This window comes from Flavobacterium sp. H122, assembly GCF_004959765.1.
Lineage (GTDB): Bacteria > Bacteroidota > Bacteroidia > Flavobacteriales > Flavobacteriaceae > Flavobacterium.
Genome location: NZ_SJZD01000002.1, coordinates 14010 through 37634 on the forward strand (window position 1 = coordinate 14010; position 23625 = coordinate 37634).

Consider the following 23625-nt stretch of genomic DNA (forward strand, 5'->3'; position numbering starts at 1 on the left):
TATAAACACAAGGCCTATGATTGGAAGAAGAATTGCCCTAAACCTACTATTGCTTTTATCTGCGTTTGTAACTTTTGGTCAGGATAGAGTTTCCCAAGACTCTGTTGTTAAACCTGTTATAAAATTGTCTTTCTTAGACTCTGTCAAAAGCACTTTTGTTGTCGATGAAACAGCTGACTGTGTCGATAATCAATATATAAAAGAACTTTCCAATACCCAGGATATTTTTGATGGGATTGTTTCTGATATTAAAAATTTAGATCTGGATAAGCCTGTAGATTTTGACTTGCCAACGGATCTTTTTAAGGAAAGACTTCGTCTTTTGGATGAAAAGTCTCCTTTTAATATCGAGTACAATCCGCAATTGGAAAACCTGGTTAAAAGCTTCCTAAAAAACCGCAAGCGTTCCTATGAGCGTTTGATGGGTTTATCACAGTATTATTTTCCCATGTTTGAAGAAGCTATGTCACGTTACGATGTGCCTTTGGAAATCAAATATCTGGCAATAGTAGAATCGGCTTTGCGTTCCAATGCGGTTTCAAGAGTAGGCGCTACTGGTTTGTGGCAGTTTATGTTTGAAACCGGTAAACAGTACGGATTAAAAATCGATTCGTATGTGGATGAACGTAAGGATACTTACAAAGCTACAGATGCTGCCGCAAGATACATGCAGAATATGTACAAAATCTTTGGCGACTGGGAATTGGTTCTGGCATCTTACAATTCAGGCGCCGGGAATGTAAGCAAAGCAATACGACGTTCTGGTGGTTTTCAGAATTTCTGGAACATTAAAAGCAAGCTGCCTCGTGAAACTCAGGGTTATGTACCGGCTTTCTTAGCTACGATGTATATTTTTGAATATCACAAAGAACACAATATTGTCCCTTACAAGCCTGTAGTTAAGCATTTCGAAACAGATACTATCGCATTAAAACGTAAAATATCATTCAAACAGCTTGCCGGTTTATTGGATATTTCAGAAACAGATATCGAGTTCCTGAATCCTTCCTATAAAATGAAAGTTGTTCCGTATGTAACAGGAAAGACAAACTTTATCTGTTTGCCAAAGAAGAAAATTGCAATGCTGGCTTCTAATGAAGATAAGGTTTATGCTTATGTTGATTATGAAGAAAGCAAAAGAGAAAAACCTTTTATCAAAAAGGTTACTCCAAAAATCATCAAAGATACTTTAGGTACTGAAAAAGTTGTTCAGGAAGCAATTGTCGATGCATCCACTGCAAAGAGTACCTTAAAAAACAAATATCACACTGTCAGAAGAGGTGAAAGTTTAGGTAAAATTGCTGAAAAATATAATGTTTCTATTACCGATGTTAAGAAATGGAACCGTTTAAAATCCAGTAATGTAAACCTTGGAGCTAAGCTTAAAATTGTGTATAACGAAAACAATGCAGTAGCTGCTAATGCTAAACAAGAGGCAGAACCAAAGGTAATTGCTGAAACTTCAACTAAAGAATCAAAGACAAAACCGGAAGCAGTTACTGAAAAAGAAACTGCTGTTGCTGAACACACTGTGCAGCAAGGTGAATCTTTATTCGTCATTGCAAAGAAATACCGTTTGTATGTTTCCGATTTAAAAAAATGGAACAATATTGAAAACGGAGTCGTAAAAGAGGGCGATGTTTTAAAATTAAAAGAAACCAAGCAGGAAGTTGTTGCTTCAGTTGAGACTTATACTGTAAAAAAAGGTGACAACATTGGTGGTATTGCAAAAGTCAACAATGTATCAATTGAAGATATAAAAAAATGGAATGACCTTTCATCCAACAATATCAAAGTCGGTGAAAAACTGAAAATTGAAAAACAGGGTAATGCAGTTGCTGAAGTTTCTAAAAAGAAACCAGTTTATGAAGACCAGCGATTATATATTGTTCAAAAAGGCGATTCATTGTTCAAGATTTCTGTAAAGCACAATACGACTGTTGCCGAATTGAAAAAAAAGAACAATATCAAAGAAGATGATTTACAACCTGGAATGAAATTGAAAATATAAGTAAAGGACGCGTAAGCGTCCTTTTTTGTATTTTTACTTTTTAAAAAAGCGGCATGAAACAAGAATTCAAAATAAAGCGTTTTAAAGAACTTTCTACGGAAGAGCTATATGAAATACTGCAATTGCGCTCCGAAGTGTTTGTAGTAGAGCAAAATTGCGTTTATCAAGACATGGATGGTAAGGACAGGAAGGCAATCCATATTCTGGGATATCTGGAAAATGATTTGGCAAGTTACTGCCGTTTGTTTGATGCGGGAGATTATTTTGAGGCAAGCTCAATTGGCAGGGTAGTGGTTTCTCCTAAACACCGCGACAAAAAACTGGGTCATGAATTAATCAAAACTGCTATTAAAACAATCCAGTCGGTTTTTAATCAGACAGCAATAACAATCTCTGCACAGCAATACCTGACCAAATTTTATCAAAGTCACGGTTTTGTTCAAACCTCTGAAATGTATCTGGAAGATGACATCCCGCATGTTGAAATGAAGATTCAATAAAAAATGTGCTCAAAAGTCTGTCATTCCGACGAAAGTAGGAATCTTATAATCAACTTATATGATTTCTCACTTTGGCCGGAATGACAAATTAGTCTGCTTTTCAGACAGTCTTCTTCTTATTTCACTAAAATTTTATTGTATTCAGCGGCAGTATTCAGTAACTGCGTGGCACGTTTGATTTCTGAATTGTTTTTGGTGTAATACTGATACAGACCTTCTTTGTATTGAAAACGTTTGATAATTTCGTCTTTCATCAAATTGATGATTTCTGCTTTGTTTTTATCAATCTCAGTTTCTTCTGCTTTTTGCAGCGAAGCAAACAAAGCATCATATTGCGTCTTTATGTTTGCATCAATTTTTTCCTTTTTGGCTTGTTCCAAAACCTCTTTTAAAGCCAGTTCGGTTTTAGTGTCTATTGAAAATTTCTGTGATTTGATGAAGTTTTTAAAATCGGTAAAATCAGCATCTGTCAGATTCGGAATGGAACTGCCTAAATTTGGGTTCTTATATACATATTGGGTTACATAATTAAAAATAGCATCATTGCGCAACAAAGCTTCGGCAACAGTACTCATTTTGCTTTCAGCCAATTCAATATCAGGCTGTATACCCCCGCCGTCATAAACGGTTCTTCCTTTACGGGTTTTAAAAGCATTATAGTTTTTTGCATCTGTCTTGACAGCTTTTCCGTTTGCATCTTTTTTGGAATAATCTAAAGCCTGAATACATCTTCCGGACGGAGTATAATATCTCGAAATGGTAACTTTTAACTGTGTGCCATAGGTCAGATCAAGAGGACGCTGCACCAAACCTTTACCATAACTGCGTGCCCCTATAACAACGGCACGGTCCAGATCCTGTAAAGCACCGGCAACAATTTCACTGGCTGAAGCACTTTTTCCATCGACTAAAATAGCCAAAGGGATATTCAAATCTACAGGTTGTTTGGATGTTCTGTAGGTATTGTTATGTTTTTCAATTTTTGATTTGGTGGTTACAATCACTTCATTTGCCGGAACAAATAAATTACAGATATTGACTGCCTCGTTAAGCAAACCACCCGGATTGCCTCTCAAATCAAGAATAATTTGAGTAGCTCCCTGATCTTTTAATTTTTCCAAAGCCTCGCGTGTTTCCGCGGAAGCTTTTCCGTTAAACTGCGACAAAACGATATAGCCCGTTTTTGCATCGGTCATGCCATAAAACGGAACAGCTTTTACATCAACCTCATCAATTGTTAATTGTGTTGATCTTAGTTCGCCGTTGCGTTTGTACTTTATATCAATTTTAGTGTTTTTGGATCCCCTGAACAGCTGTGAGGCATCTTCCTTAAAATCGGCAAGAATCACATCGTTGATTTGGATTATTTCGTCACCGGCTTTTAGCCCGGCTTTATCAGCAGCATAGCCTTTGTAAGGCTCGCGTATAAAAGTTTTTCCGTCTTTGCGGGTAATAGCTGCTCCAATTCCGGTATATTCACCTGTATTGTTTATTTTAAATCGCACGACATCGCCTTCATTGAAATAAACCGTATAGGGATCCAGTTCTGCCAGCATGCTTTTGATGGATTTATCCATTAATTCAGCCGGATTGGTCTGGTCGACATAATTCATGTTAACCGTTTTAAACAAAGTGGTGAATATTTCTATCTGTTTGGCAATTTCAAAGAAATCCTCTTTAAAACCGGCACCAACAAATAGAAAACCTCCTGCAATGACAGGAAGCAAATATCTTTTTTTGAATGATGTTATCATGACTTGTTTCTTTTTTTCAAAAAGCGTTTTCTTGCCCAAAGGTATACACCAACGAAAATAAGTATAAATGGCCAAATGCTGATAATACTTAACATAAAATTTGACAATCCGTTAAAGCCTTCTTTAATTGAATTCCATATTTTACTGCCATAGGAAGATGTTGCGCCGCTTTCAGAAGGATCAATCGTGTACATTTCAATTGAAATTGTACTAAGTGATATTCTGTTTTGAAGGTATTTCAACTGGCCTTCCTTGGCTTCGATTTCTTCTCTTATTTCAGCCAGTTTTCCTTCAATTTCAAGCATTTCAGAAACCTTATTGGCTTTATTCAATAATTGGATGTAGCGCTCTTCAAGTTTCTTCTTTGATTTCATGCGGGATTCCACATCAATATACTCTTCTGTAACATCTTCCTGAGAAATCTGTTTTTCGTCAAAATGACTGACTCCTTTGCTGATGTCATTAATAAAAATATCAAAGTTGGCGTTAGGTATCCTAATCAATAAGTTACGGTATGACGCGGCAAAATCTTTACCCGAAGAATCATTGGCAATAACAGCACCGTATTTTTGTGCGGCATTTTGAATGGCACCAAAGGTTTTAGCTAAATCCTGTGTTTCAAATTTTAAATTGGCTTTCTTGATGATTTTTGCAGAAGACTCTATGTTTTTTGGCGCGGGCTTATTCCTTGAAACTTCCTCTTTTTTATCATACGATTTTTCTTTTGGCAGAGAAATCTCTGACAACATTACTTTCCCACCGGCACTTCCAGCTTCCTGATTGCAACCAAATAAGATAAAAACAGGGGCAAGGGCAAAGAGTAAAAATGCATTTTTCATAACCACAGAATTTTATAAGATTAGACTTATTTAATCCTGTATCAAAAATGCAGCCAAATCTTTGTTGACCGCTGGTCTATTAAATTTAAAATGAGAAATTAATACTCCAATCGTCCCACATGACGCATTACACGTAAGGTTTTGTTTTTGCGTCGTTCCACATAGCTTGATGAATTAATGGCTTTGTATTTTCTTGGACTTGGTAAAATAGCTGCGATAGAGGCCGCTTCGTATTTGGTTAGATTATCCGCACTTTTATGAAACCAGTGTTTACTGGCTGCTTCGGCGCCATAAACGCCATCTCCCATTTCAATGCTGTTTAGGTACACTTCCATGATGCGTTTCTTACCCCAGATAAGTTCTATTAAAACGGTGTAATAGGCTTCTAAAGCTTTTCTAAAATAGCTTCGGCCCTGCCATAAGAAAACATTCTTTGCAGTTTGCTGTGAAATGGTGCTTCCTCCTTTAAGTTTTTTTCCTTTTAAGTTACCGGTAAGCGCTTTATTCATGGCCGAAAAATCAAAACCGTTGTGCTTTAAAAACAAACCATCTTCGCTGGCAACCACTGCCTTTTGTAAATTCATGGAAATATCTTCCAGTGGTACCCAGTCATGACTGCAAACCATATCTTTTCCAGCAGCATTATGTTCGAAAGCTCTTACTATCATTAGCGGCGTAAAAGGAACGGGAACAAATTTAAATAACAGAACCAGCGTCAGAGAAATAACATTAAACCATATGAAAAGCTTGAATAAAAAGCGTTTTACTTTACCCCAAAAGGATAGGTTTTCGTTTTTTTTAGATTGTTTTGATGGTTTTTTTGTAGAAGTGGTTGCTTTTTTTGCCATTATTCTATACTAAATCTGCTAATTCCTGTCCTATTAAACTGCCTATTGCCACACCCATGCCGCCCATGCGTACACCACAGTAAACATTATCTGAAAGTGGTTTTACAATTGGTTTTTTATGAGCGCCTACACCCATAATACCGCTCCAGCGATGAGCCACTTTTACTTCGGTGTGGGGCAAAATTACAGTTTTTAGCAATTCATCCAATTTGTTTTGTATTAAATTAGTCTGGTCAAGGCTGGTGGTGGTTTCGCCTTCAAAGTCTAAATTACGTCCACCTCCAAATAAAATCCGGTCATTGATGTTTCTAAAATAATAATAGCCTTTATCTAAATGAAAGGTTCCTTTTATATCCAGATTAGGAATAGGTTCAGTGATTAATACCTGAGCACGAGCGGGTTTGACTTCACCTTGAGTTAATTCTCCGGCAAAACCATTGGTGGCAAAAAGTAATTTTTTGGTCTTGAACGTAAAATCGTTTATTTGAACCTCAACTTCAGTACCCGAATCTGTAAAATTTTTAACTGTTTGATTGTTTAAAATCTGAATATTGTTTGCGTATGCCTTTTTAAGCAAAGCCTGCATCATGTTGCCCGTGTCTATTTGTGCTTCAAAAGGATTGAAAATACTGTATTCTTTTATTTTTTCGAAATTGAACCGGTCTACTTGTTTTTCAAAAACATCAGCTTTGAACAAAGGACGAAGCAAATCGTTTATAAAAGGCATCTTTTGAAGACACTCGTTGTAACTCGAATCATCATCTTCTAAAAATAATTCATAGCCACCATGAGGTTTAAAATCAATAGCTTCGTCGCTTAAGTTTTTACGTAGTAATTGTAAACCGCTCCAACGTTTTTGCACCAATTGAATTACTTCTTCTTCTGTATGGGTTTTTAAATCATCAATGATTTCTGATAAGGAACCGAAACAGGCAAAACCGGCATTTTTTGTACTGGCTCCTTCAGGCAACATGCCTTTTTCTAAAATTAGAATTTTACTTTCCGGAAAACGTTCACGCAAGCGTAATGCAGTGTGTAAACCAACAATTCCACTTCCTACAATAGTGTAGTCAACATTTGTAAACCAATTTTTTAATTCCCAGTAACTTAAATACATTTTTTATAGATGATTTGAAAGGTTGTCCCTTTGTTAAGTTCAGAGTGTAATACTCTAATTTTACCTTTGTGGTATTCTTCTACTATTCTTTTAGTTAAAGATAAACCTAATCCCCAGCCTCGTTTTTTTGTCGTATAGCCAGGTTCAAAAATTTTATTGAATTGATTTTTAGGAATACCTTTTCCGGTATCTGAAATTTTAATTTTTGTATAGTACTCGCCATCTTCAATAAAAATACCTATCGAACCTCTTCCACGCATGGCATCAATAGCATTTTTTACTAAATTTTCTATGGTCCATCCGTGCAATGTAGGATTGAGTTTTACTAAAATTGGATAATCCGGGGCGCTAAAATGAAAATTGACCTGACCTTCAAAACGTGAAGCTAAATATTCATAAGCCAATTGGGTTTCAGCAACCAAATCGCGTTCTTCCAAATTAGGTTCCGATCCTATTTTTGAAAATCTTTCGGTGATATTTTGAAGACGAGTGATGTCCTTTTCGATTTCAGTAACCGTTGATTCATCAACATTGTCGGCTTTCATGATTTCCACCCAGCCTATTAAAGATGATAATGGAGTTCCTATTTGATGGGCCGTTTCTTTTGCCATCCCCGCCCAAAGTTTGTTTTGTGATGAAATCTTATTGGTTCGGTAATAATTATATACTAAGGCTCCAAAAAGAAAAATAATCGTAATGAGCGCCATTGGATAATATTTTAATTGGCTCAATAGTGGAGAGTTAGTGTAATACAAATATTGGAAATGGTTTTTATCGATGCGGATTTCAATTTTATTATTGGCAGTTTTAAATTGCTGTAAAAGCCTTCTTGATTTAACCGAATCTTTTAATATTTCTTCATCAATGTTATTGATACTTAAAATACTGTCGTTTTTATCTACAAGAATGGTTGGTATGGTTCCGTTATTAGTCAAAATTTGAAGTGGCAAATCTACTTCAGTATCATCAGTTGCATTTTGAAGCGTCTTTTGTGCAGTAGCCCAAAGTTCCATTTTATTTCGCTCCTCATTTTTAAATATTTGAACCAAAGTATAGGTATTCCAAAGAATTAGAACAATTATCAAAAATGATAATCCAACTAGTATCCAGCGAACTGTGTTATTTCTTTCTGAAAAATTCATGTGTTTTCTTGAGTGGTTAAATATAGTAAAAAGTCTATTTTCTATTCTCTATTTTCTTTGTTCTTTCTTACTTTTGCTCCAAATCAATACAACAATGAAAAGTTTTTCTCCAAAAGATATTGCAACACCACAATTACAAGCCTATTTACAAGGAGCTGTAGCTCCTAGACCTATTGCGTTTGCAAGCACAATTAACGAAGAAGGAGTCCCAAATTTATCTCCGTTCAGTTTCTTTAATATTTTTAGTGCCAATCCGCCTATTTTGGTTTTTTCACCTTCAAGACGTGTTCGTGACAATACGACCAAACATACTTTAGAAAATGTTCTGGCTACCAAAGAAGTAGTGATTAATGTTGTAAATTATGATATCGTACAGCAAACATCTTTAGCAAGTACAGAATATGGAGATGGTGTAAACGAATTTGAAAAAGCAGGGTTGACTGCAATTGCATCAGATTTGGTAAAGCCTTTTCGTGTAGCGGAATCACCGGTTCAGTTAGAATGTAAGGTTAATGATGTCATTGCGTTGGGAACCGAAGGTGGAGCAGGAAACTTGGTCATTTGCGAAATAGTGAAAGTGCATATCAGTGAAGAGATTTTAGATGAAAAAGGAGGAATTGACCAACATAAAATTGATTTGGTTTCCCGTTTAGGAGGAAACTGGTATTCGCGTTCAAACATGGGATTGTTTGAAGTACCAAAACCATTGGTGACTCTTGGTGTTGGTGTTGATGCTATTCCTGATTACATCAGAAAAGATACTTTTTTCACAGGTAACGATTTGGGGATGTTAGGAAATATTGAAGCATTGCCTACCGAGGAAGAAATTGCTATATTTGTCCAGGAAAATTTTACTGTGAAAGCAGTTTTAAGTGCTGATGACCGTTTAAAAGTCAATCAGTTAGCAAAAGAATATTTAGAAAAACAAGACATACTTTCAGCTTGGAAAGTATTATTGGCAAAGCAATAAATTTAGAGATTATGGAAGTTACAGGAAGAATTAAAGTGATTAACCCTACACAAGACGTTAGCGCATCATTCAAGAAAAGAGAGTTGGTAGTTACTACAGATGAGCAGTACCCGCAACACATTATGATTGAGTTTACCCAGGCAAAAGTAGATGATTTGAATAACTTCCAGGTTGGTGAGCAGGTAAAAGTATCTATCAATTTACGTGGCCGTGAGTGGACAAACCCACAAGGTGAAACGAAATATTTTAACTCTATCCAGGGATGGAGAATTGAACGTTTACAGCAAGCGGCACCGGCAGGACAGCAAATGCCTCCAATGCCTGCAGCACAGGCGTTCGAACCGGCACCAAGTTTTAACGAAGAGGAGCATGATGATTTACCATTCTAATTTCTGATTGGAGAATTTAGAATTTAGATATTAGAATGTCATACTGAGCTTGTCGAGGTGTGACATTCGTTTTTTAAATCTTTTATCTATTTTCTGAGATATGTATTTTATAACCAAAGAATTATATTTTCCACCCGTAGAGCAGACTTCACCTGAAGGTGTCCTGGCTGTTGGAGGCGATTTGTCTCCTGAGCGTTTATTGCTTGCTTACAAGAATGGGATTTTTCCTTGGTTTGATGATGCCGACCCTATTTTGTGGTGGTGCCCGCCGGAGCGCATGGTTTTGTTTCCGGAAGAATTTAAACCATCTAAAAGTATGCGGAATGTGATTAACAAAGGCATTTATAAAGTTACTTTTAATCAGGCTTTTAGAGAAGTAATGGTAAACTGTCAGCAGGTTTATCGCCCAGGGCAATACGGCACGTGGATTACCGAAGAGATGATAGATGCCTACACTTTTTTACATGAAATCGGTAAAGCGATGTCGGTTGAGGTGTGGTTTGAAGACAAATTGGTCGGAGGCTTGTACGGTGTGGATATGGATCATGTTTTTTGCGGTGAAAGCATGTTTGCCCACATGAGTAATGCCTCAAAAGTAGCCTTTGTAGCATTGGTCGCTTATTTGAAAAAGAACAACTATGAATTATTGGATTGTCAGGTTTATAATGACCATCTTGCCAGTTTAGGCTGCAGGGAAATACCGAGAGAAGATTTTTTGGATATTTTAAAAAAGAAGAAACAATAAAAAAAGCAGTTCTTATGAATTGAAGAACTGCTTAAAGATTATTTACTTTTCTTTTGAGGTCTGAATGGGAATGTCCAGTTTAAAAACGGATTAATTTTCCTGGTCTGAACCCAAATTTTTCCTTTTCCACTAAAACGGCATACAAGCCCTTCACCTGAAAAAAACAAGGATTTATATCCTCCAACTGTTGATACATCATAGGTTAACCCTTCTGTAAAAGCAACAATATGTCCTGTATCTACGATATATCCATCTTCTACATCAATTGACATAATACCGCCATAAGAATTAAACCACAAATCACCTTCTCCGGAACACTTAATCAAAAATAAATTTTCTCCGGAAAAAAAGCCTTTGATCAATCCTTGAAATTTAGATTCAACATTTATGCTGTCTGATGATGCTAAAAATGCAGTATTCTGTAAATAAATAGTTTCATTGTTTAAATATACATGCTCAACATCGCCGGCGCAAGCAGGAGCTAACTGCAAATCACCTTGGCCGTTTTGAGCGGTAAATTCATTTATAAATAATGATTCTCCGGTTAAAAAACGTGAAAACCCGCCTTTTAATTTAGACTTCATTTCAATATTGGTATCCATAGTAGCCATTGCGCCAGCTTCTACTTTTAATTTTTTTCCGGATGGAATATTAATTGTTACAAAGCCAAAATCCGGTTTGCAATCCATTCTAAATTCAAATCCTTTTGTATTTTGTGTTTCCATAATTAATTTCTTGGTTTTAGTTTAGATCCCAGGACTTCTCCAAATGAAGATGAATTGTGGGATTGAACCCAAACTGTTCCCTGACCTTTAAATTTGCACACTAAGCCTTCACCCCCTAAAATTGAACTTACCCAGCTTTTTCCAGCTTTTGAAAGTGAAAAATTCAGATTTTCCTCAAAAGCAACAATATGACCCGTGTCAACAATATACTCACCATCGACTTTAATAGGATAAATTGCCCCGAATGAATTAATCACTACTGTTCCTTTGCCTTTTATTGATAACCAAAATAATCCTTCTTTAGAAACAAGATTTTTGAATCCTTGAAAACTCATATCAACGGTAATATCTGAAGAGCTTGCAACATATGACCCGCCTTGAACGATAATCCCTTCACCATTCAGTTCTTTTACCATCATATCACCTGGGAGTGTCGTACTTAAAAAAACAGTCCCCGGTACATTGCCGGCTTTATAATGATTAAGAAAAAAACTTTCTCCTGAAATCATTCTTTTCAAACCTTTTAAAATCCCGCCGGATTTCTTCTGCTGGGTTGAAGTTGTCATGCTGATTGAAGGACTCATTGCAATCATCGCTCCGGCTTCGGCTGTAAATTCCTCACCTGGCTGCAGTTTTATTTGTGCGGCTGTTGAGCCTGGCTGCATTTTTAAATCAACTTTCAACGTGTTTGATTTTTCTGCTATATATTGTGTTTCCATGTTTATTTTCAAAAATTAAAGTTGTCTGTTTATCCAAGAAACCAATCCTGAAATATTACGCGTTTGAATATAAATTTTCCCTTTGCCTTCAACTCGGGTCACAAAGCCTTCCCCACCAAAAAGACTGCTAAAAACACCTCCGGCTAATTGCGGTTTTAGTTTCATTTCTGGTTCATAAGCGACAAGATGGCCTGTGTCAACAATATATTCTCCGTCTATTTCTTTTTCAAGAATACCTCCGTAAGCTCCAAAAACAACTCTTCCGTTACCGGATACAACAAGTTTAAAAAGACCTTCTCCTCCAATCAATGAACCAAAACCAGCCCATTTTACACCTAATTTCACTCCTTTTTCAGAAGCAATATAAGCGCCTTTTTGTATGCAGTAACTGCGTGTGTCATCTAATTCTTTGATTTCGATATCACCGGGAGTAGCCTGTGTCAGATGTAAAGAAAGTGGTTGATTTGTGTTGTTTGTATAATGATTTACAAACAAGCTTTCACCACCCAAGTACTTTTTAGCCAACCCTATAAAAAATCCCCCGTTGAATTTGGCTTTCAAATCCAGTTCAGCTGACATACTAGACATTGCATCTGATTCGGCAATTATGGTTTCCCCTGGTTCAAGTTCAACCTTTACATAGGCGAATGCAGGTTTTCCTTCTGTTTTAATTCTCATTAGTTTGAATTTATTTAAGGTTTAATACTTTGTTTTTAAAATCTTTAAAGGAATATTGTATTGAAGGATATTTAGTTGTATCCTTTTTTTGTTTTTGTTTTAATTGTAAGATACGGGTTTTAATATCTGGATGAGTTGATAAAAATGACAAATCAATATCTTTAACTGCTGTTGAGTCCAACATGGTTCTTTCTTCTTTTTCAATGGTTTCAAAAAAAGAAATTAAACCGGACGGATTGATTTTGCCATTTATTAAATACATTCTTCCCGTTTCATCTGCTTCATTTTCAAAATCTCTACTATTTGATAATGATGCCAGTTCACCACCCATATTTATAAAGGTTCCCGCTATAGCGCTAATATCACCAAATGTCAATGATAATATTGTAAAAACACCTAAATTATTAATGATTCCTCTAATGTGATGGCGTCTGGTTACGTGAGCAAGTTCATGGCTCAATACTCCCATGACTTCTTCCCATGATTTTGCATTTTCTATTAAACCGGTTTGAATAATTACTTTTCCACCAGGTAAGGCAAAGGCATTAATAGTTGGATCTTTCACAAAATAAAAATCAACTTTATAACCTTTTTTTTCAATTTGCTTAATCAATGGTTGTGCAACTTGAGTGAATTCTTTTTTTAAAGAATCGTTTGTGATAAAATGATATTGCAGTGACAAAGTTGTAAATAGTTTGTCACCAACATTTTGCTCCCAGGATATAGGGACTTGTTGCGCCAAATTCTCAACCATTTTGTCTTTTAAGAGATACAGACCACCAAGCAATGCAACAATGAAAGTTAAAACAAGTAATGTTCCTCTAAACGTTTTTTTCAGTTCGTTATTGGATTTCTTTATTTGTTTCTTCAAATTAGAATTTGAAACTAAAAGAGGATGTTTTAAAATACTTTTTTGGGAAGTATATATTGAAATTTCATTTTGGGTGTTGTCTTTTAAAAAAATAAATCTGTTTGAGGCACCACCGGCACTTATAGATAAATTTGAAAAACCAATATGGTATTTGAATGTTTCAGATTCAAAATAAACCCCATTGTTTTTGAGGGAAATAAATCCAGAAATCCTCCCTCCATTACTATTGGGATGAATTAAAATCGCTTGATAAGTCTCCAATGTTTTTTTACTGTTTTAAGCAAAAATAACCATTCTGATGAAACTGAAAAATCTTACAAGTATTTTTTAATTTTTAGATAAACATTTCTTTAAGTTTATAATTTCGGAAGTGTTTTAATGTACAGTTCTTCTACTTTTTTTCTGGCCCAGTCGGTTTTACGTAAAAAAGTCAGGCTTGATTTTACTGATGGATTACTTTTAAAACAATTAATGGGAATCAATTCCTCCAAAGTATCAAATCCGTAATAATCAACCAGAGTTTCAACGATGGTTTTTAGAGTTTTTCCGTGTAAAGGATCGTTGCTCATTTTTTTAATCTATTTAACTGATGTTTTTCTTCTCAATTTTCGTAGGGTAAAATTATAATAAAATATCAGGTTATCAATTGTTAATGCAATTGTAATCAGGATTGCAGCGACAAGTAGCGTTTTCAGTCCAATTTCATAGAACAGGAGTGTTCCAGATATACATCCTGTAAAAAAGAAAAATACGATGGACAGTTTCAGGAAAATGTTCTTTTTCAGCTTGATGGCATTCGGATGATTTCTGTAGAAAAACAGTTGTGAGATTTCAATTCCTAAATCGGTAAAAAGTCCGGTTAAATGAGTGGTTCGGACTGTTGACTGAGATATTTTGGTTACTAAGGCATTCTGCAGCCCCATTGAAAACAAAAGCACGTAGGCTATCTGGTTTGTATCTGTTGTATCTGTGAAACCCCAATAGTTCCAAAAACCTACAAATACCAGTAGGAATAATTCCAGCAGCATAGGGGTAGTGTGCAAATATTTCTTTTTTCTGATGGCTGCCATCTCAATGATGAAATTAGAAACAAAAGCACCTAAAAAGAAAAAGAGAATATAAAGGATAAAAGGAACAGCTTTGGTATATTTTTCAGTAATAAATTCTTCTGCAAAATAGGCAAAATGTCCGGTTACATTAGTGGTGAGTGTACCAATCGCCAAAACACCCACACTGTTGACTATGCCGGCAATCAAAGACAGATTGGAAGCTAACCGCAGATTATGCCTGAATGTCCTGTTTTTGCCTTGGTGTCTGAACATTGAAAAAGAAGTATTTGGTCATTTCTTTCAATGTATAAATATAATTAAAATTTCAGTTTGTTGAACTGCCAGTGCAACGTATTGAAAAGCACCAGCTCGTTTTCCAAAACCGGTAAATCCAGAATCAGTTTTAAGGTTTCCTGTGCCATCATTGTTCCTACAATGCCGGGTAATGTGCCTAGTACGCCGTTTAAACTACAATTGGGGACATCTTCTGGGTTTGGAGGCAGTGGAAACAGGTCGCGGAGATTTTTAGCTCCTTTATGGTTAAAGACAGCTATTTGTCCTTCAAATTTTAAAATACTCCCGTAAACCAAAGGTTTGCTCAGTTTTACACAGGTGTCATTGACCAGATAGCGTGTGGTGAAATTGTCGCATCCATCCACAATCACATCAAATTCCGATAAAATCTTTTCAGCATTTTCAGAAGTCAGTTTTTCTTCAAAAATCTGATAAATTACATTCGGATTTATACGTTCCAAAGTTGATTTGGCCGAAATGACTTTTGGAGTTCCAACTACATCTTCAGCATATAAAATCTGACGGTGCAGATTGTGCAGTTCCACTTGATCGAAATCAACTATTCCGATGGTGCCAACTCCCGAAGCGGCTAAATACTGTAAAACAGGACAACCCAATCCACCGGCGCCGATAACCAAAACTTTGGCATTTTTCAGTTTTAATTGGCCGTTTTCGCCCACTTCAGGCAATAGCATAGGTTTTCCGTAACGTAAAATATCAGAAATGGTAAGCATACTTCAAAAATCTTAAATCGTTAATCATTACTCTGCAATCATGTAACTTTTATCCCAGTCTTTCCAAACCGGTTCGTATCCTTTTTGGGAAATAATTCCGGCAATTTCTTCGGCCGAACGTTCATCGCTGGTTTCAAATTGTTCCAACGATTCCACATCTACCGCATAACCGCCCGGATTGGTTTTCGAACCCGCACTCATTGCGGTAACACCTATCGGGATGATGTTGTCACGGAATTTTTCGTTTTCTCTTGTCGAGATTGAAATTTCCAAATCTTCATTCCATAAACGGTAGGCACAAATCAGTTGCAATAAATCACGGTCTTCCATGATAAAATTCGGTTCGATAATGCCTTCGGCCGGACGCAGACGCGGAAAGGAAACCGAATACTTGCTCTGCCAATAGGTTTTCTGTAAATAATCCAAATGCAATGCATTGAAGAAACTATCGGTTCGCCAGTCTTCCAGGCCTAACAAAACGCCTAAACCAATTTTGTGAATTCCCGATTTGCCAATACGATCCGGTGTTTCTAAACGAAAATCAAAGTTGGATTTTTTCCCTTTCGGATGGTATTGTTTGTACACTTCCTGATGATAGGTTTCCTGATAAACCAAAACGGTATGGACACCAGCTTGATGCAATTGCTCGTACTCTTCCTGCGAAAGTGGCTGGACTTCCACCGAAATATTGGCAAAATCATTTTTAATCTGCTCCACGGCGTTCAGAAAATAGTTGATGTTAACGGTATAATTGGCTTCACCGGTTACCAACAATACATGATCAAATCCGGCTTTCTTCAGCTCTGCCGTTTCTAATTCAATTTCCTTATCGGTCAGGGTTTTCCGTTTGATTTTGTTGTCCAGACTGAATCCGCAATACGTGCAGATATTCTGGCATTCATTGCTCAGGTACATGGGCGCATACATCTGGATGGTTTTCCCGAAACGTTTCTTGGTCAGCTGATGGCTCATCTGTGCCATTTGTTCCAGAAAAGGCTGTGCGGCCGGAGAAATCAATACCAAAAAATCATCCAATGTTCGTTTGCTTCTTGCCAAAGAATTTCTGACTTCGGTTTCTGTAGTCCGGTATATTTTACTTTGAATGGTGTCCCAATCGTAGTTTTCAAAAAGGGTTTTAAAAGTTGTCATGTTTTGAACCGCTAAGAGCGCCAGGCTTTCGCAAGGTCCGCTAAGCTTTTCAAATCATAAACACATTACTTTGTTTACTTTGTGGAAAAACTTTGCGGTCCTTGCGGTTAATAAAAATACTAGTAATTCAAAAAAGCCGTCAACGGACTGGATGCCACAGCATTATTTACTGTTTGGGCCAACTGCGCTTCGTAGGCTTTTCTTCCGGCGATTACGGCTTCTTTAAAAGCTTCGGCCATTACTTTTGGATTTCCGGCTACAGCAATTGCAGTGTTTACTAAAACAGCGTCAGCACCCATCTCCATAGCTCTTGCAGCATGTGATGGAGCTCCAATTCCTGCATCAACAATCACGGGAACTTTGCTTTGTTCTATGATAATCTCCAGAAAATCTTCGGTTTTTAAGCCTTTATTGCTTCCTATGGGTGAACCTAACGGCATTACCGCTGCGGTACCGGCGTCTTCCAGTCGCTTGCACAAAACAGGATCAGCATGGATATAGGGTAGAATAATAAAACCGAGTTTGGCCAATTCTTCTGTGGCTTTCAGGGTTTCAATAGGATCGGGGAGAAGGTATTTCGGATCGGGATGGATTTCCAGTTTCAGCCAGTTTGTTTCCAGTGCTTCCCTAGCCAACTGCGCCGCAAAAATGGCTTCTTTGGCATTTCTTGCTCCGGAAGTATTTGGCAATAAATTGATATGCGGATGATTGATGTGCGACAAAATCGCATCGGTTTCTGTTTCCAGATCGACCCGTTTTAAAGCCACGGTAACCAATTCACTCCCGGAAGTCAGGATTGCTTCCTCCATCTGTTGGTTGGAACCAAATTTTCCCGTACCCAGAAATAATCGGGAATTAAATTCTTTATCAGCTATTTTAAGATTTGGCATATAATTTTTCATTCAGTTGTATTAAAGTTTCTTTTGACGGATTGGTCAGTAGTTTTGATACTGCAATTCCGTGAATGCCTGTTTTTAAAAGCGGTTTAATGTCTTCTACCTCAATGCCTCCAATGGCATAAACAGGTATTTTTATTTTATTTTTTTTCAGTTTTTTAATGATATCGGTATACCCCTCCAGACCTAAAACCGGACTTAGCTTTTCTTTAGTCGGTGTAAATCGGAACGGCCCCAGACCTATGTAATTGCAATTTTCAGCTATTCTTTGTTCCACTTCTGAAAAAGTATTCGCAGTTCCCCCAATTATTTTTTCTGCGTTTAAAATTTCTCTTGCTTCTGTAATATTCATATCGGCCAGACCCAAATGCACTCCGTCGGCATCTATTTCACGGGCCAACTGTACATGGTCGTTGATGATAAAAGTGGCACAATAAGCATCACATAAAAGTTTAGCAGATTCTGCTAAAGTGAATAAATCTTCTGTGGTGCCATTTTTAAAACGGAGCTGAACCCAATCATAACCATGATCCAATACACGATGAATATTGTTTAGTTGTTCTTTAATCGTATCTCCCTGGGAGATGTACTGAAGTGTGCTTAACATAATGATATCCTAATAGTTTGTTATTTGTTTGTAAGTAGTTTTCTACATAGGCTTTTGCGTTTAAACATGAGTTGATTAAAGAATTTTTCTGCGCCAGATTTGCAGTTATAGAAGCTGATAAAACACAACCGGAGCCGTGTTTTTCTGTTGATAAAATGCTTTTGGGTTTGAGTTTGATACTTTGATTTTGAAAATATAAATAATCGGTTCCTTTTTCTTTCGGATTATGCCCCCCTTTCAGCAATACAGCACAATATTCCGAAAGTTCTTCAGCGCCGTATTCTGCAGCATTTTGATTCGGGTTAAGTTTTTGAATTTCCAGATAATTGGGCGTAATTAAATCGACTTGGTTCAAAATTTCCAGTAAATCTGATTGGTTTTCCAAGGAAATGAATTCAAATTCGGTGGTTGATTTCAAGACCGTATCCCACACGATTTTAACCTCAGCCGAATATTTTCTGATTTCTTCAACAATACTTTTTAAGTAATCCAAAGAAGGAACAATGCCTATTTTAACCGCTTGAATATCATATTTTCCAAACAGCGTTTCAATTGATTTCAGTACAAAATCCAAATCCATCCATTGCATGGCTTCAAATGTATCTTCTGTCTGAATGGTATTTCCGGTAATAATAGCCAGACCATACACCTGATGCAGTTCAAAAGTCTTGACATCAGCCAAAACACCCGCCCCTCCCGAAGGATCAAATCCGGCTATGCTTAAAACGAATGGACGATCTGCTGACATTTTTTAAAATTTTCTAACGGATTAGTACTGTTCCAAATGGTTCCCAAAAGCGCAACATCATCAAAACCTGCTGTTAATGCCTGTTGGATATTCTTTTCTGAAACTCCACCTAGGGCAACTAGTTTTGTGCTAAAATTGGTTCTTTTTTTTACAGTTTCCAAAAATTTTTCAGTTGGGATATAACCAATTTTTGAAATACTCGGATACACCGGACTCAAAAAAGCATATTCAAAATTTTCCAAAGCATTGAATTCTTCAATTGAATGGGTTGAAGTCGATTGGAGCGCAGGGTTATGAACCCTGAGGTCACAATTTCTCTCTTTTTTCTGAAAATGAAAACGGTTTATCCCGAATGAATCTCCCAAATGATGATAACTGTGCAAAACCAATCGATTACTGAAATCACTTCCAACAGCTGTTAATAACGAAACCATTTCCGTTTCTGAATAATCAGGTTTACGGATATGCAGCAACTCCAATCCATTTTCAAAAAGAGAATGGAGGATGTTGATTTCATTGACAACAGCCGTTGGATTTGTGATTACTATCATTTTATAGTTTGGATTAAAGATGATAGACTAATAGATAATGGACGGATGACCTTTGCTGTCTCTCATTTTTTCGTCTTTCATATATCTTTTTTTGGCTTAGTGATCGTTTTTTATTTTACATCTTCAACAAATATAGAACTTGCATATCCGTTTTTTGTACCGTCTGTGAGATTTTTTTCCTCTCCATTAATCCATAATTTTGCAACATCTCTATCGTTTTCATTTTTTCCATAACCAACTGCATAAATATTGTTTTTATGAACAAATACTGAATTGGCTGCAGAATCATATCTGCCATTCGTAAGATTTTGAGCTTTGCCATTTATCCATAATTTTGCGACTGCTATTCCATTTACAGTTTCATTGCCAACAATGTAAACATTACCATTACTAATAAATATTGAGTTTGCAATAGCATTATTTTTACCATTGGTAAGATTTTGAGCTTTGCCATCTATCCATAATTTTGCTATATATTTATTATTTTCAATTTCATATCCTGCTACGTAAACAATACCATTTTCAATATATAAAGAGAGTGCATATGCATTATTATGTCCATCAGTCAGATTTTGAGCTTTTCCGTTTTTCCAGATTTTTGCGATGTTATTATTCTTGTAACGTTGTTCATCTCTGTCTCCATTTTCTTCATAACCACAAATGAAAACATCTCCCCTGTAAATAAACATGGAAGATGCGTTTACCCAGTTTTTACTTCTAACCACATCTGTTGAAATTCCATTTTTCCAGACTTTCACTACATAATTAGTTTTGTCATATTTGGCTCCTAAAATATAAATATTGTCATTTTCGATACATACTGATCTTGTATAAGCAGATTTTATTCCATCAGTCAGTTTTTGTATTTTTCCATTTTTCCACATAGCAGCCACATTTTCCTCATGAGGCATAATAGAACCTACGACATAAACATCCTTGTTTTTTACCACTACAGCATCTGCATCTGAATACAATTCTTTATTTTCTAATGGAATGTCTTTTCCGTTTTTCCACAATTTTGCAACATGTTTCATGCCAACTTCATTGGCTATTTCTTCGATTGAACTTTCAAAGTTACTATCGTTGTATTCATATCCTGCTACATAAACGTTCACATCCTTTGAAACATTTTTTTCTCCAACGAGTGATTTGTTTGTTTTATATGCTGGAAACAACACAATAATAGCAATAGCAATTATTATTTGAAGAAAGTGCTTTTTAAAAATTGAACCCATCTATTTATTGGTTATATTTTATTTGGTGTAACTTATTTTGGGCGAGGTATATTTTAAAATCTCGCCCAACTATCTTTTTACACATAAATTTCCTTACCTGTTTCAATAAATTCCTCCGATTTGGCTTTCATGCCTTCTTCGGCGGCTGCCACATCTCGTATTTCCTGTGATATTTTCATCGAACAGAATTTTGGGCCGCACATCGAACAGAAGTGGGCCACTTTAGCACCATCAGCAGGAAGTGTCTCGTCATGGAATTCTCTCGCTGTATCAGGGTCAAGTGCTAAATTAAATTGGTCTTCCCAACGGAATTCAAAACGTGCCTTGCTCAAGGCATTGTCACGGTATTGTGCGCCCGGATGACCCTTAGCCAAATCGGCGGCATGGGCAGCAATTTTATAGGTGATTACACCGTCTTTAACGTCTTTTTTGTTGGGTAAGCCCAAATGTTCTTTAGGGGTTACATAACAAAGCATCGCACAGCCGTACCAACCAATCATGGCAGCACCTATGGCTGAAGTAATATGATCGTAACCTGGAGCGATATCGGTGGTTAACGGACCTAAAGTGTAGAATGGTGCTTCAGCACAATGTTCCAATTGCTTGTCCATGTTTTCCTTAATCATGTGCATTGGTACGTGACCCGGCCCTTCAATAAATACCTGCACATCATGTTTCCACGCAATCTTTGTAAGCTCACCCAATGTTTCCAGTTCGGCAAACTGGGCTGCATCATTGGCATCAGCTATCGAACCCGGACGCAAGCCGTCTCCCAATGAGAAAGCGACGTCATACTGTTTCATGATTTCGCAGATTTCCTCAAAATGGGTGTACAGGAAGTTTTCTTTGTGGTGAAACAAACACCATTTGGCCATGATTGACCCACCACGCGAAACGATTCCGGTTACACGGTTAGCCGTTAAATGAATGTAACGCAATAAAACCCCGGCGTGGATGGTAAAGTACGAAACACCCTGTTCGGCTTGTTCGATTAATGTATCACGGAAGATTTCCCAGGTTAAATCCTCAGCAATTCCTTTTACTTTTTCCAATGCCTGATAGATTGGGACTGTTCCGATAGGCACTGGCGAATTTCTAATAATCCATTCGCGGGTTTCGTGGATGTTTTTACCGGTAGATAAATCCATGATGGTATCGGCACCCCAACGGCACGCCCATACAGCTTTTTCCACTTCCTCTTCAATCGATGAGGTTACGGCACTGTTCCCGATATTGGCATTGATTTTTACCAGAAAGTTTCTTCCCACAATCATGGGTTCGCTTTCCGGATGGTTGATGTTGTTTGGGATGATCGCGCGGCCGGCAGCTACTTCGCTGCGTACAAACTCCGGCGTGATTTTGCTTTTGGGTGTATTAGCTCCAAAACTATTGCCGGCATGCTGGCATTGCATTGCTTTTTGTGCGGTTTCCAACTGTTCGATACGCTGGTTTTCACGAATGGCAATGTATTCCATTTCAGGAGTAATGATGCCTTTTTTAGCGTAGTGCAATTGGCTTACATTAGCTCCTTTTTTGGCACGCATGGGTTTATGTAAGTATTCAAAACGCAAATGGTTTAGTTTTTCATCAGCCAGACGTTCTTTTCCGTAATCAGAAGAGATTTCAGTTAATTCTTCCACATCGTTACGGTCTAAAATCCATTGTTCGCGGATGCGTGGTAAACCTTTGCGCACATTGATATCAGCATTGGGATCTGTATACGGACCCGAAGTATCATAAACGGTTACTGGAGGGTTTTTTTCGACACCGCCGTTGGATAATTTTGTATCGTGCAATGTAATTTCGCGCATAGCGACTTTTATAGGATGGATTTCACCGTCGATATATACTTTCGTTGAATTGGGAAAGGGTTTTCTGGAAATTTTTTCTTCGGAATTCATTTTAGTTATGAGTTATAATTTTTTAGATATGTGAAGTTATGCTGGCTGAAAACAGAGACTGCATACTAGCCTCCCTGTGTGGCAGTAATAATTAAAATATCGTCGGTTTCAGAAAGAATAGTTGTTTGCCAGTCGGTTTTAGGAATCACCGAATTGTTGATGGCAAAAGCGATTCCGTTTTGCTTCTCCGGAAATTCCAAGTCGAGCAAATCCTGAACGGAAAGTTCTTCTGCTTCGAAATGTTTGCTTTGGTTGTTGATTTTTAGTTCCATTCCTTTTAGTTTTTAGTATGTACTACTTTAGGAATGGCTGCAATATGTGCCTGAAAGCACAATGTGAAGTCATCTTACTTTTCCCTACGCTGGTATTAACCAGATCAGGTTCAGAGGGTAAAATCTCAGCCTGCGCGTTGCAGACACCCCTAAAGTGAGACAAATGTATGTTTTTTAATTAAAAGATTGAATAATTAAAAATTAAAAATTAAGAGATTGTATTTAATAATTGCTTAGCAGTGATTGAGACTGAAAACTGTGATTGTTTACTGATTTCTTTTCCAACAATCCTCCACATGATCGTTAACCATACCTGTGGCCTGCATGTGCGCATACACCACAGTGGAACCTACAAATTTGAATCCGCGTTTTTTCAAGTCTTTGCTGAGTTTATCTGAAATTTCAGTTGTAGCTGGAACATCTTTTAAGGTTTTAGGTTGGTTATCGATAGGTTTGCCACCCACAAAGTCCCAGATATATTTTGAGAAACTGCCAAATTCTTCCTGAACTTTCATAAAAGCCTGCGCATTGGTTACGGTAGCTTTTATTTTCAATCCGTTACGGATGATGCCAGCATCTTCTTTCAGAGCTTCTATTTTGGCTTCATTATAAGCAGCTACTTTTTTATAATCGAAATTATCAAAGGCTCTCCGGAAATTTTCGCGTTTGGCCAAAATAGTGTACCAGCTTAGTCCCGCCTGAAAAGTTTCCAGAACCAGAAATTCGAAAATAGTTTCGTCGTCATAAACCGGGTTTCCCCATTCCTCATCATGATAACTGCGGTATAAATCATCTTTTTCACACCAGGTGCAGCGTATTTTGTTCATTTTGTTACAAGTTGACATTTCAATTAATCGTAAATTTACATAAATATTTTAACG

26 protein-coding genes and 1 riboswitch are annotated in these 23625 nt (G+C 37.0%); of the genes, 5 read left to right on the forward strand and 21 right to left on the reverse strand.

Features of this window, described 5'->3' with window-relative positions:
* Positions 1 to 16: 16 nt before the first annotated feature.
* Together EZM65_RS03565 and EZM65_RS03570 are read left to right on the forward strand one after the other, a co-directional pair.
* Positions 17 to 2011, forward strand: a complete 1995-nt coding sequence (locus tag EZM65_RS03565; protein ID WP_136667167.1) for a LysM peptidoglycan-binding domain-containing protein — start codon at positions 17 to 19, stop codon at positions 2009 to 2011.
* Positions 2012 to 2064: 53 nt separating this feature from the next.
* On the forward strand, positions 2065 to 2511 hold the full coding sequence (locus EZM65_RS03570) for a GNAT family N-acetyltransferase (RefSeq protein ID WP_136667168.1): 447 nt from the start codon (positions 2065 to 2067) through the stop codon (positions 2509 to 2511).
* A gap of 116 nt (positions 2512 to 2627) precedes the next feature.
* On the opposite strand, the gene EZM65_RS03575 is transcribed toward EZM65_RS03570, so the two are convergent.
* The 5 genes from EZM65_RS03575 to EZM65_RS03595 form a co-directional block, all read right to left on the reverse strand.
* Positions 2628 to 4265 carry a S41 family peptidase gene (locus EZM65_RS03575; RefSeq protein WP_136667169.1) on the reverse strand — a complete coding sequence of 546 codons (1638 nt, stop codon included), beginning with the start codon at positions 4263 to 4265 and terminating at the stop codon, positions 2628 to 2630.
* The gene (locus tag EZM65_RS03580) at positions 4262 to 5104 is read right to left on the reverse strand and encodes a DUF4349 domain-containing protein (protein WP_136667170.1); all 843 of its coding nucleotides are present in this window, start codon (positions 5102 to 5104) and stop codon (positions 4262 to 4264) included. Before EZM65_RS03580 ends, EZM65_RS03575 begins: the two co-directional genes overlap by 4 nt.
* Positions 5105 to 5202: 98 nt before the next feature.
* Complete coding sequence (mtgA, locus tag EZM65_RS03585) at positions 5203 to 5952, reverse strand: monofunctional biosynthetic peptidoglycan transglycosylase (RefSeq protein WP_136667171.1); 750 nt, start codon at positions 5950 to 5952, stop codon at positions 5203 to 5205.
* Between the two features lie 4 nt (positions 5953 to 5956).
* Positions 5957 to 7069, reverse strand: a complete 1113-nt coding sequence (locus EZM65_RS03590) for an FAD-binding oxidoreductase (protein WP_136667172.1) — start codon at positions 7067 to 7069, stop codon at positions 5957 to 5959.
* Positions 7060 to 8211, reverse strand: a complete 1152-nt coding sequence (locus EZM65_RS03595) for a PAS domain-containing sensor histidine kinase (protein WP_136667173.1) — start codon at positions 8209 to 8211, stop codon at positions 7060 to 7062. Before EZM65_RS03595 ends, EZM65_RS03590 begins: the two co-directional genes overlap by 10 nt.
* 94 nt (positions 8212 to 8305) lie before the next feature.
* Between EZM65_RS03595 and EZM65_RS03600 the strand changes: the two genes are divergently transcribed.
* From EZM65_RS03600 to aat, 3 genes are all read left to right on the forward strand, one after another.
* Positions 8306 to 9181 (forward strand): flavin reductase family protein, encoded by an 876-nt coding sequence (locus tag EZM65_RS03600; RefSeq protein ID WP_136667174.1) that lies wholly within the window; start codon positions 8306 to 8308, stop codon positions 9179 to 9181.
* An 11-nt stretch (positions 9182 to 9192) separates the two neighbouring features.
* Positions 9193 to 9570: a DUF3127 domain-containing protein gene (locus EZM65_RS03605; RefSeq protein ID WP_136667175.1), complete on the forward strand. Its 378-nt coding sequence runs from the start codon at positions 9193 to 9195 to the stop codon at positions 9568 to 9570.
* Between the two features lie 100 nt (positions 9571 to 9670).
* Positions 9671 to 10315, forward strand: a complete 645-nt coding sequence (aat, locus tag EZM65_RS03610; protein ID WP_136667176.1) for a leucyl/phenylalanyl-tRNA--protein transferase — start codon at positions 9671 to 9673, stop codon at positions 10313 to 10315.
* 38 nt (positions 10316 to 10353) lie between these two features.
* Here aat and EZM65_RS03615 read toward each other — a convergent pair whose 3' ends face one another.
* The 16 genes from EZM65_RS03615 to EZM65_RS03690 all read right to left on the reverse strand — a co-directional run bounded on the left by EZM65_RS03615 (position 10354) and on the right by EZM65_RS03690 (position 23571).
* A complete protein-coding gene (locus EZM65_RS03615; RefSeq protein WP_136667177.1) occupies positions 10354 to 11040 on the reverse strand; it encodes a TIGR00266 family protein in 687 nt (228 codons plus the stop codon).
* Between the two features lie 2 nt (positions 11041 to 11042).
* Positions 11043 to 11759 (reverse strand): TIGR00266 family protein, encoded by a 717-nt coding sequence (locus EZM65_RS03620; protein WP_211196191.1) that lies wholly within the window; start codon positions 11757 to 11759, stop codon positions 11043 to 11045.
* Positions 11760 to 11774: 15 nt separating this feature from the next.
* Positions 11775 to 12437 (reverse strand): TIGR00266 family protein, encoded by a 663-nt coding sequence (locus EZM65_RS03625; RefSeq protein WP_136667178.1) that lies wholly within the window; start codon positions 12435 to 12437, stop codon positions 11775 to 11777.
* A gap of 10 nt (positions 12438 to 12447) precedes the next feature.
* A complete protein-coding gene (locus EZM65_RS03630) occupies positions 12448 to 13569 on the reverse strand; it encodes a M48 family metallopeptidase (RefSeq protein ID WP_136667179.1) in 1122 nt (373 codons plus the stop codon).
* A gap of 95 nt (positions 13570 to 13664) precedes the next feature.
* Positions 13665 to 13877 carry a VF530 family DNA-binding protein gene (locus EZM65_RS03635; protein ID WP_136667180.1) on the reverse strand — a complete coding sequence of 71 codons (213 nt, stop codon included), beginning with the start codon at positions 13875 to 13877 and terminating at the stop codon, positions 13665 to 13667.
* A gap of 9 nt (positions 13878 to 13886) precedes the next feature.
* Positions 13887 to 14630, reverse strand: a complete 744-nt coding sequence (locus tag EZM65_RS03640; RefSeq protein ID WP_136667181.1) for a YoaK family protein — start codon at positions 14628 to 14630, stop codon at positions 13887 to 13889.
* 44 nt (positions 14631 to 14674) lie between these two features.
* A complete protein-coding gene (locus EZM65_RS03645) occupies positions 14675 to 15385 on the reverse strand; it encodes a HesA/MoeB/ThiF family protein (RefSeq protein WP_136667182.1) in 711 nt (236 codons plus the stop codon).
* Positions 15386 to 15412: 27 nt separating this feature from the next.
* The gene (gene thiH / locus EZM65_RS03650; RefSeq protein ID WP_136667183.1) at positions 15413 to 16534 is read right to left on the reverse strand and encodes a 2-iminoacetate synthase ThiH; all 1122 of its coding nucleotides are present in this window, start codon (positions 16532 to 16534) and stop codon (positions 15413 to 15415) included.
* A gap of 119 nt (positions 16535 to 16653) precedes the next feature.
* Positions 16654 to 17424, reverse strand: coding sequence for a thiazole synthase (locus tag EZM65_RS03655; protein WP_136667517.1), 771 nt, complete (start codon positions 17422 to 17424; stop codon positions 16654 to 16656).
* Positions 17411 to 18037 (reverse strand): thiamine phosphate synthase, encoded by a 627-nt coding sequence (locus tag EZM65_RS03660; protein ID WP_136667184.1) that lies wholly within the window; start codon positions 18035 to 18037, stop codon positions 17411 to 17413. Before EZM65_RS03660 ends, EZM65_RS03655 begins: the two co-directional genes overlap by 14 nt.
* A complete protein-coding gene (locus tag EZM65_RS03665) occupies positions 17994 to 18785 on the reverse strand; it encodes a hydroxymethylpyrimidine/phosphomethylpyrimidine kinase (protein ID WP_136667185.1) in 792 nt (263 codons plus the stop codon). Before EZM65_RS03665 ends, EZM65_RS03660 begins: the two co-directional genes overlap by 44 nt.
* Positions 18758 to 19336 carry a thiamine phosphate synthase gene (locus tag EZM65_RS03670; RefSeq protein ID WP_136667186.1) on the reverse strand — a complete coding sequence of 193 codons (579 nt, stop codon included), beginning with the start codon at positions 19334 to 19336 and terminating at the stop codon, positions 18758 to 18760. Before EZM65_RS03670 ends, EZM65_RS03665 begins: the two co-directional genes overlap by 28 nt.
* A 110-nt stretch (positions 19337 to 19446) precedes the next feature.
* Positions 19447 to 20571 carry a hypothetical protein gene (locus EZM65_RS03675; RefSeq protein WP_136667187.1) on the reverse strand — a complete coding sequence of 375 codons (1125 nt, stop codon included), beginning with the start codon at positions 20569 to 20571 and terminating at the stop codon, positions 19447 to 19449.
* A gap of 77 nt (positions 20572 to 20648) precedes the next feature.
* Positions 20649 to 22472: a phosphomethylpyrimidine synthase ThiC gene (thiC, locus tag EZM65_RS03680; protein ID WP_136667188.1), complete on the reverse strand. Its 1824-nt coding sequence runs from the start codon at positions 22470 to 22472 to the stop codon at positions 20649 to 20651.
* 65 nt (positions 22473 to 22537) lie between these two features.
* A complete protein-coding gene (gene thiS, locus EZM65_RS03685) occupies positions 22538 to 22744 on the reverse strand; it encodes a sulfur carrier protein ThiS (RefSeq protein WP_136667189.1) in 207 nt (68 codons plus the stop codon).
* Positions 22745 to 22808: 64 nt separating this feature from the next.
* Positions 22809 to 22905, reverse strand: a riboswitch (TPP riboswitch).
* Positions 22906 to 23010: 105 nt separating this feature from the next.
* The gene (locus EZM65_RS03690) at positions 23011 to 23571 is read right to left on the reverse strand and encodes a DNA-3-methyladenine glycosylase I (RefSeq protein ID WP_136667190.1); all 561 of its coding nucleotides are present in this window, start codon (positions 23569 to 23571) and stop codon (positions 23011 to 23013) included.
* Between the last annotated feature and the right edge of the window lie 54 nt (positions 23572 to 23625).

Bases quoted from the DNA above. Each gene is read 5' to 3' on its own strand.
- EZM65_RS03565 (WP_136667167.1), top strand. From the start codon at position 17: ATGATTGGAAGAAGAATTGCCCTAAACCTACTATTGCTTTTATCTGCG.
- EZM65_RS03570 (WP_136667168.1), top strand. From the start codon at position 2,065: ATGAAACAAGAATTCAAAATAAAGCGTTTTAAAGAACTTTCTACGGAA.
- EZM65_RS03575 (WP_136667169.1), bottom strand. From the start codon at position 4,265: ATGATAACATCATTCAAAAAAAGATATTTGCTTCCTGTCATTGCAGGA.
- EZM65_RS03580 (WP_136667170.1), bottom strand. From the start codon at position 5,104: ATGAAAAATGCATTTTTACTCTTTGCCCTTGCCCCTGTTTTTATCTTA.
- mtgA (WP_136667171.1), bottom strand. From the start codon at position 5,952: ATGGCAAAAAAAGCAACCACTTCTACAAAAAAACCATCAAAACAATCT.
- EZM65_RS03590 (WP_136667172.1), bottom strand. From the start codon at position 7,069: ATGTATTTAAGTTACTGGGAATTAAAAAATTGGTTTACAAATGTTGAC.
- EZM65_RS03595 (WP_136667173.1), bottom strand. From the start codon at position 8,211: ATGAATTTTTCAGAAAGAAATAACACAGTTCGCTGGATACTAGTTGGA.
- EZM65_RS03600 (WP_136667174.1), top strand. From the start codon at position 8,306: ATGAAAAGTTTTTCTCCAAAAGATATTGCAACACCACAATTACAAGCC.
- EZM65_RS03605 (WP_136667175.1), top strand. From the start codon at position 9,193: ATGGAAGTTACAGGAAGAATTAAAGTGATTAACCCTACACAAGACGTT.
- aat (WP_136667176.1), top strand. From the start codon at position 9,671: ATGTATTTTATAACCAAAGAATTATATTTTCCACCCGTAGAGCAGACT.
- EZM65_RS03615 (WP_136667177.1), bottom strand. From the start codon at position 11,040: ATGGAAACACAAAATACAAAAGGATTTGAATTTAGAATGGATTGCAAA.
- EZM65_RS03620 (WP_211196191.1), bottom strand. From the start codon at position 11,759: ATGGAAACACAATATATAGCAGAAAAATCAAACACGTTGAAAGTTGAT.
- EZM65_RS03625 (WP_136667178.1), bottom strand. From the start codon at position 12,437: ATGAGAATTAAAACAGAAGGAAAACCTGCATTCGCCTATGTAAAGGTT.
- EZM65_RS03635 (WP_136667180.1), bottom strand. From the start codon at position 13,877: ATGAGCAACGATCCTTTACACGGAAAAACTCTAAAAACCATCGTTGAA.
- EZM65_RS03640 (WP_136667181.1), bottom strand. From the start codon at position 14,630: ATGTTCAGACACCAAGGCAAAAACAGGACATTCAGGCATAATCTGCGG.
- EZM65_RS03645 (WP_136667182.1), bottom strand. From the start codon at position 15,385: ATGCTTACCATTTCTGATATTTTACGTTACGGAAAACCTATGCTATTG.
- thiH (WP_136667183.1), bottom strand. From the start codon at position 16,534: ATGACAACTTTTAAAACCCTTTTTGAAAACTACGATTGGGACACCATT.
- EZM65_RS03655 (WP_136667517.1), bottom strand. From the start codon at position 17,424: ATGCCAAATCTTAAAATAGCTGATAAAGAATTTAATTCCCGATTATTT.
- EZM65_RS03660 (WP_136667184.1), bottom strand. From the start codon at position 18,037: ATGTTAAGCACACTTCAGTACATCTCCCAGGGAGATACGATTAAAGAA.
- EZM65_RS03665 (WP_136667185.1), bottom strand. From the start codon at position 18,785: ATGTCAGCAGATCGTCCATTCGTTTTAAGCATAGCCGGATTTGATCCT.
- EZM65_RS03670 (WP_136667186.1), bottom strand. From the start codon at position 19,336: ATGATAGTAATCACAAATCCAACGGCTGTTGTCAATGAAATCAACATC.
- EZM65_RS03675 (WP_136667187.1), bottom strand. From the start codon at position 20,571: ATGGGTTCAATTTTTAAAAAGCACTTTCTTCAAATAATAATTGCTATT.
- thiC (WP_136667188.1), bottom strand. From the start codon at position 22,472: ATGAATTCCGAAGAAAAAATTTCCAGAAAACCCTTTCCCAATTCAACG.
- thiS (WP_136667189.1), bottom strand. From the start codon at position 22,744: ATGGAACTAAAAATCAACAACCAAAGCAAACATTTCGAAGCAGAAGAA.
- EZM65_RS03690 (WP_136667190.1), bottom strand. From the start codon at position 23,571: ATGAACAAAATACGCTGCACCTGGTGTGAAAAAGATGATTTATACCGC.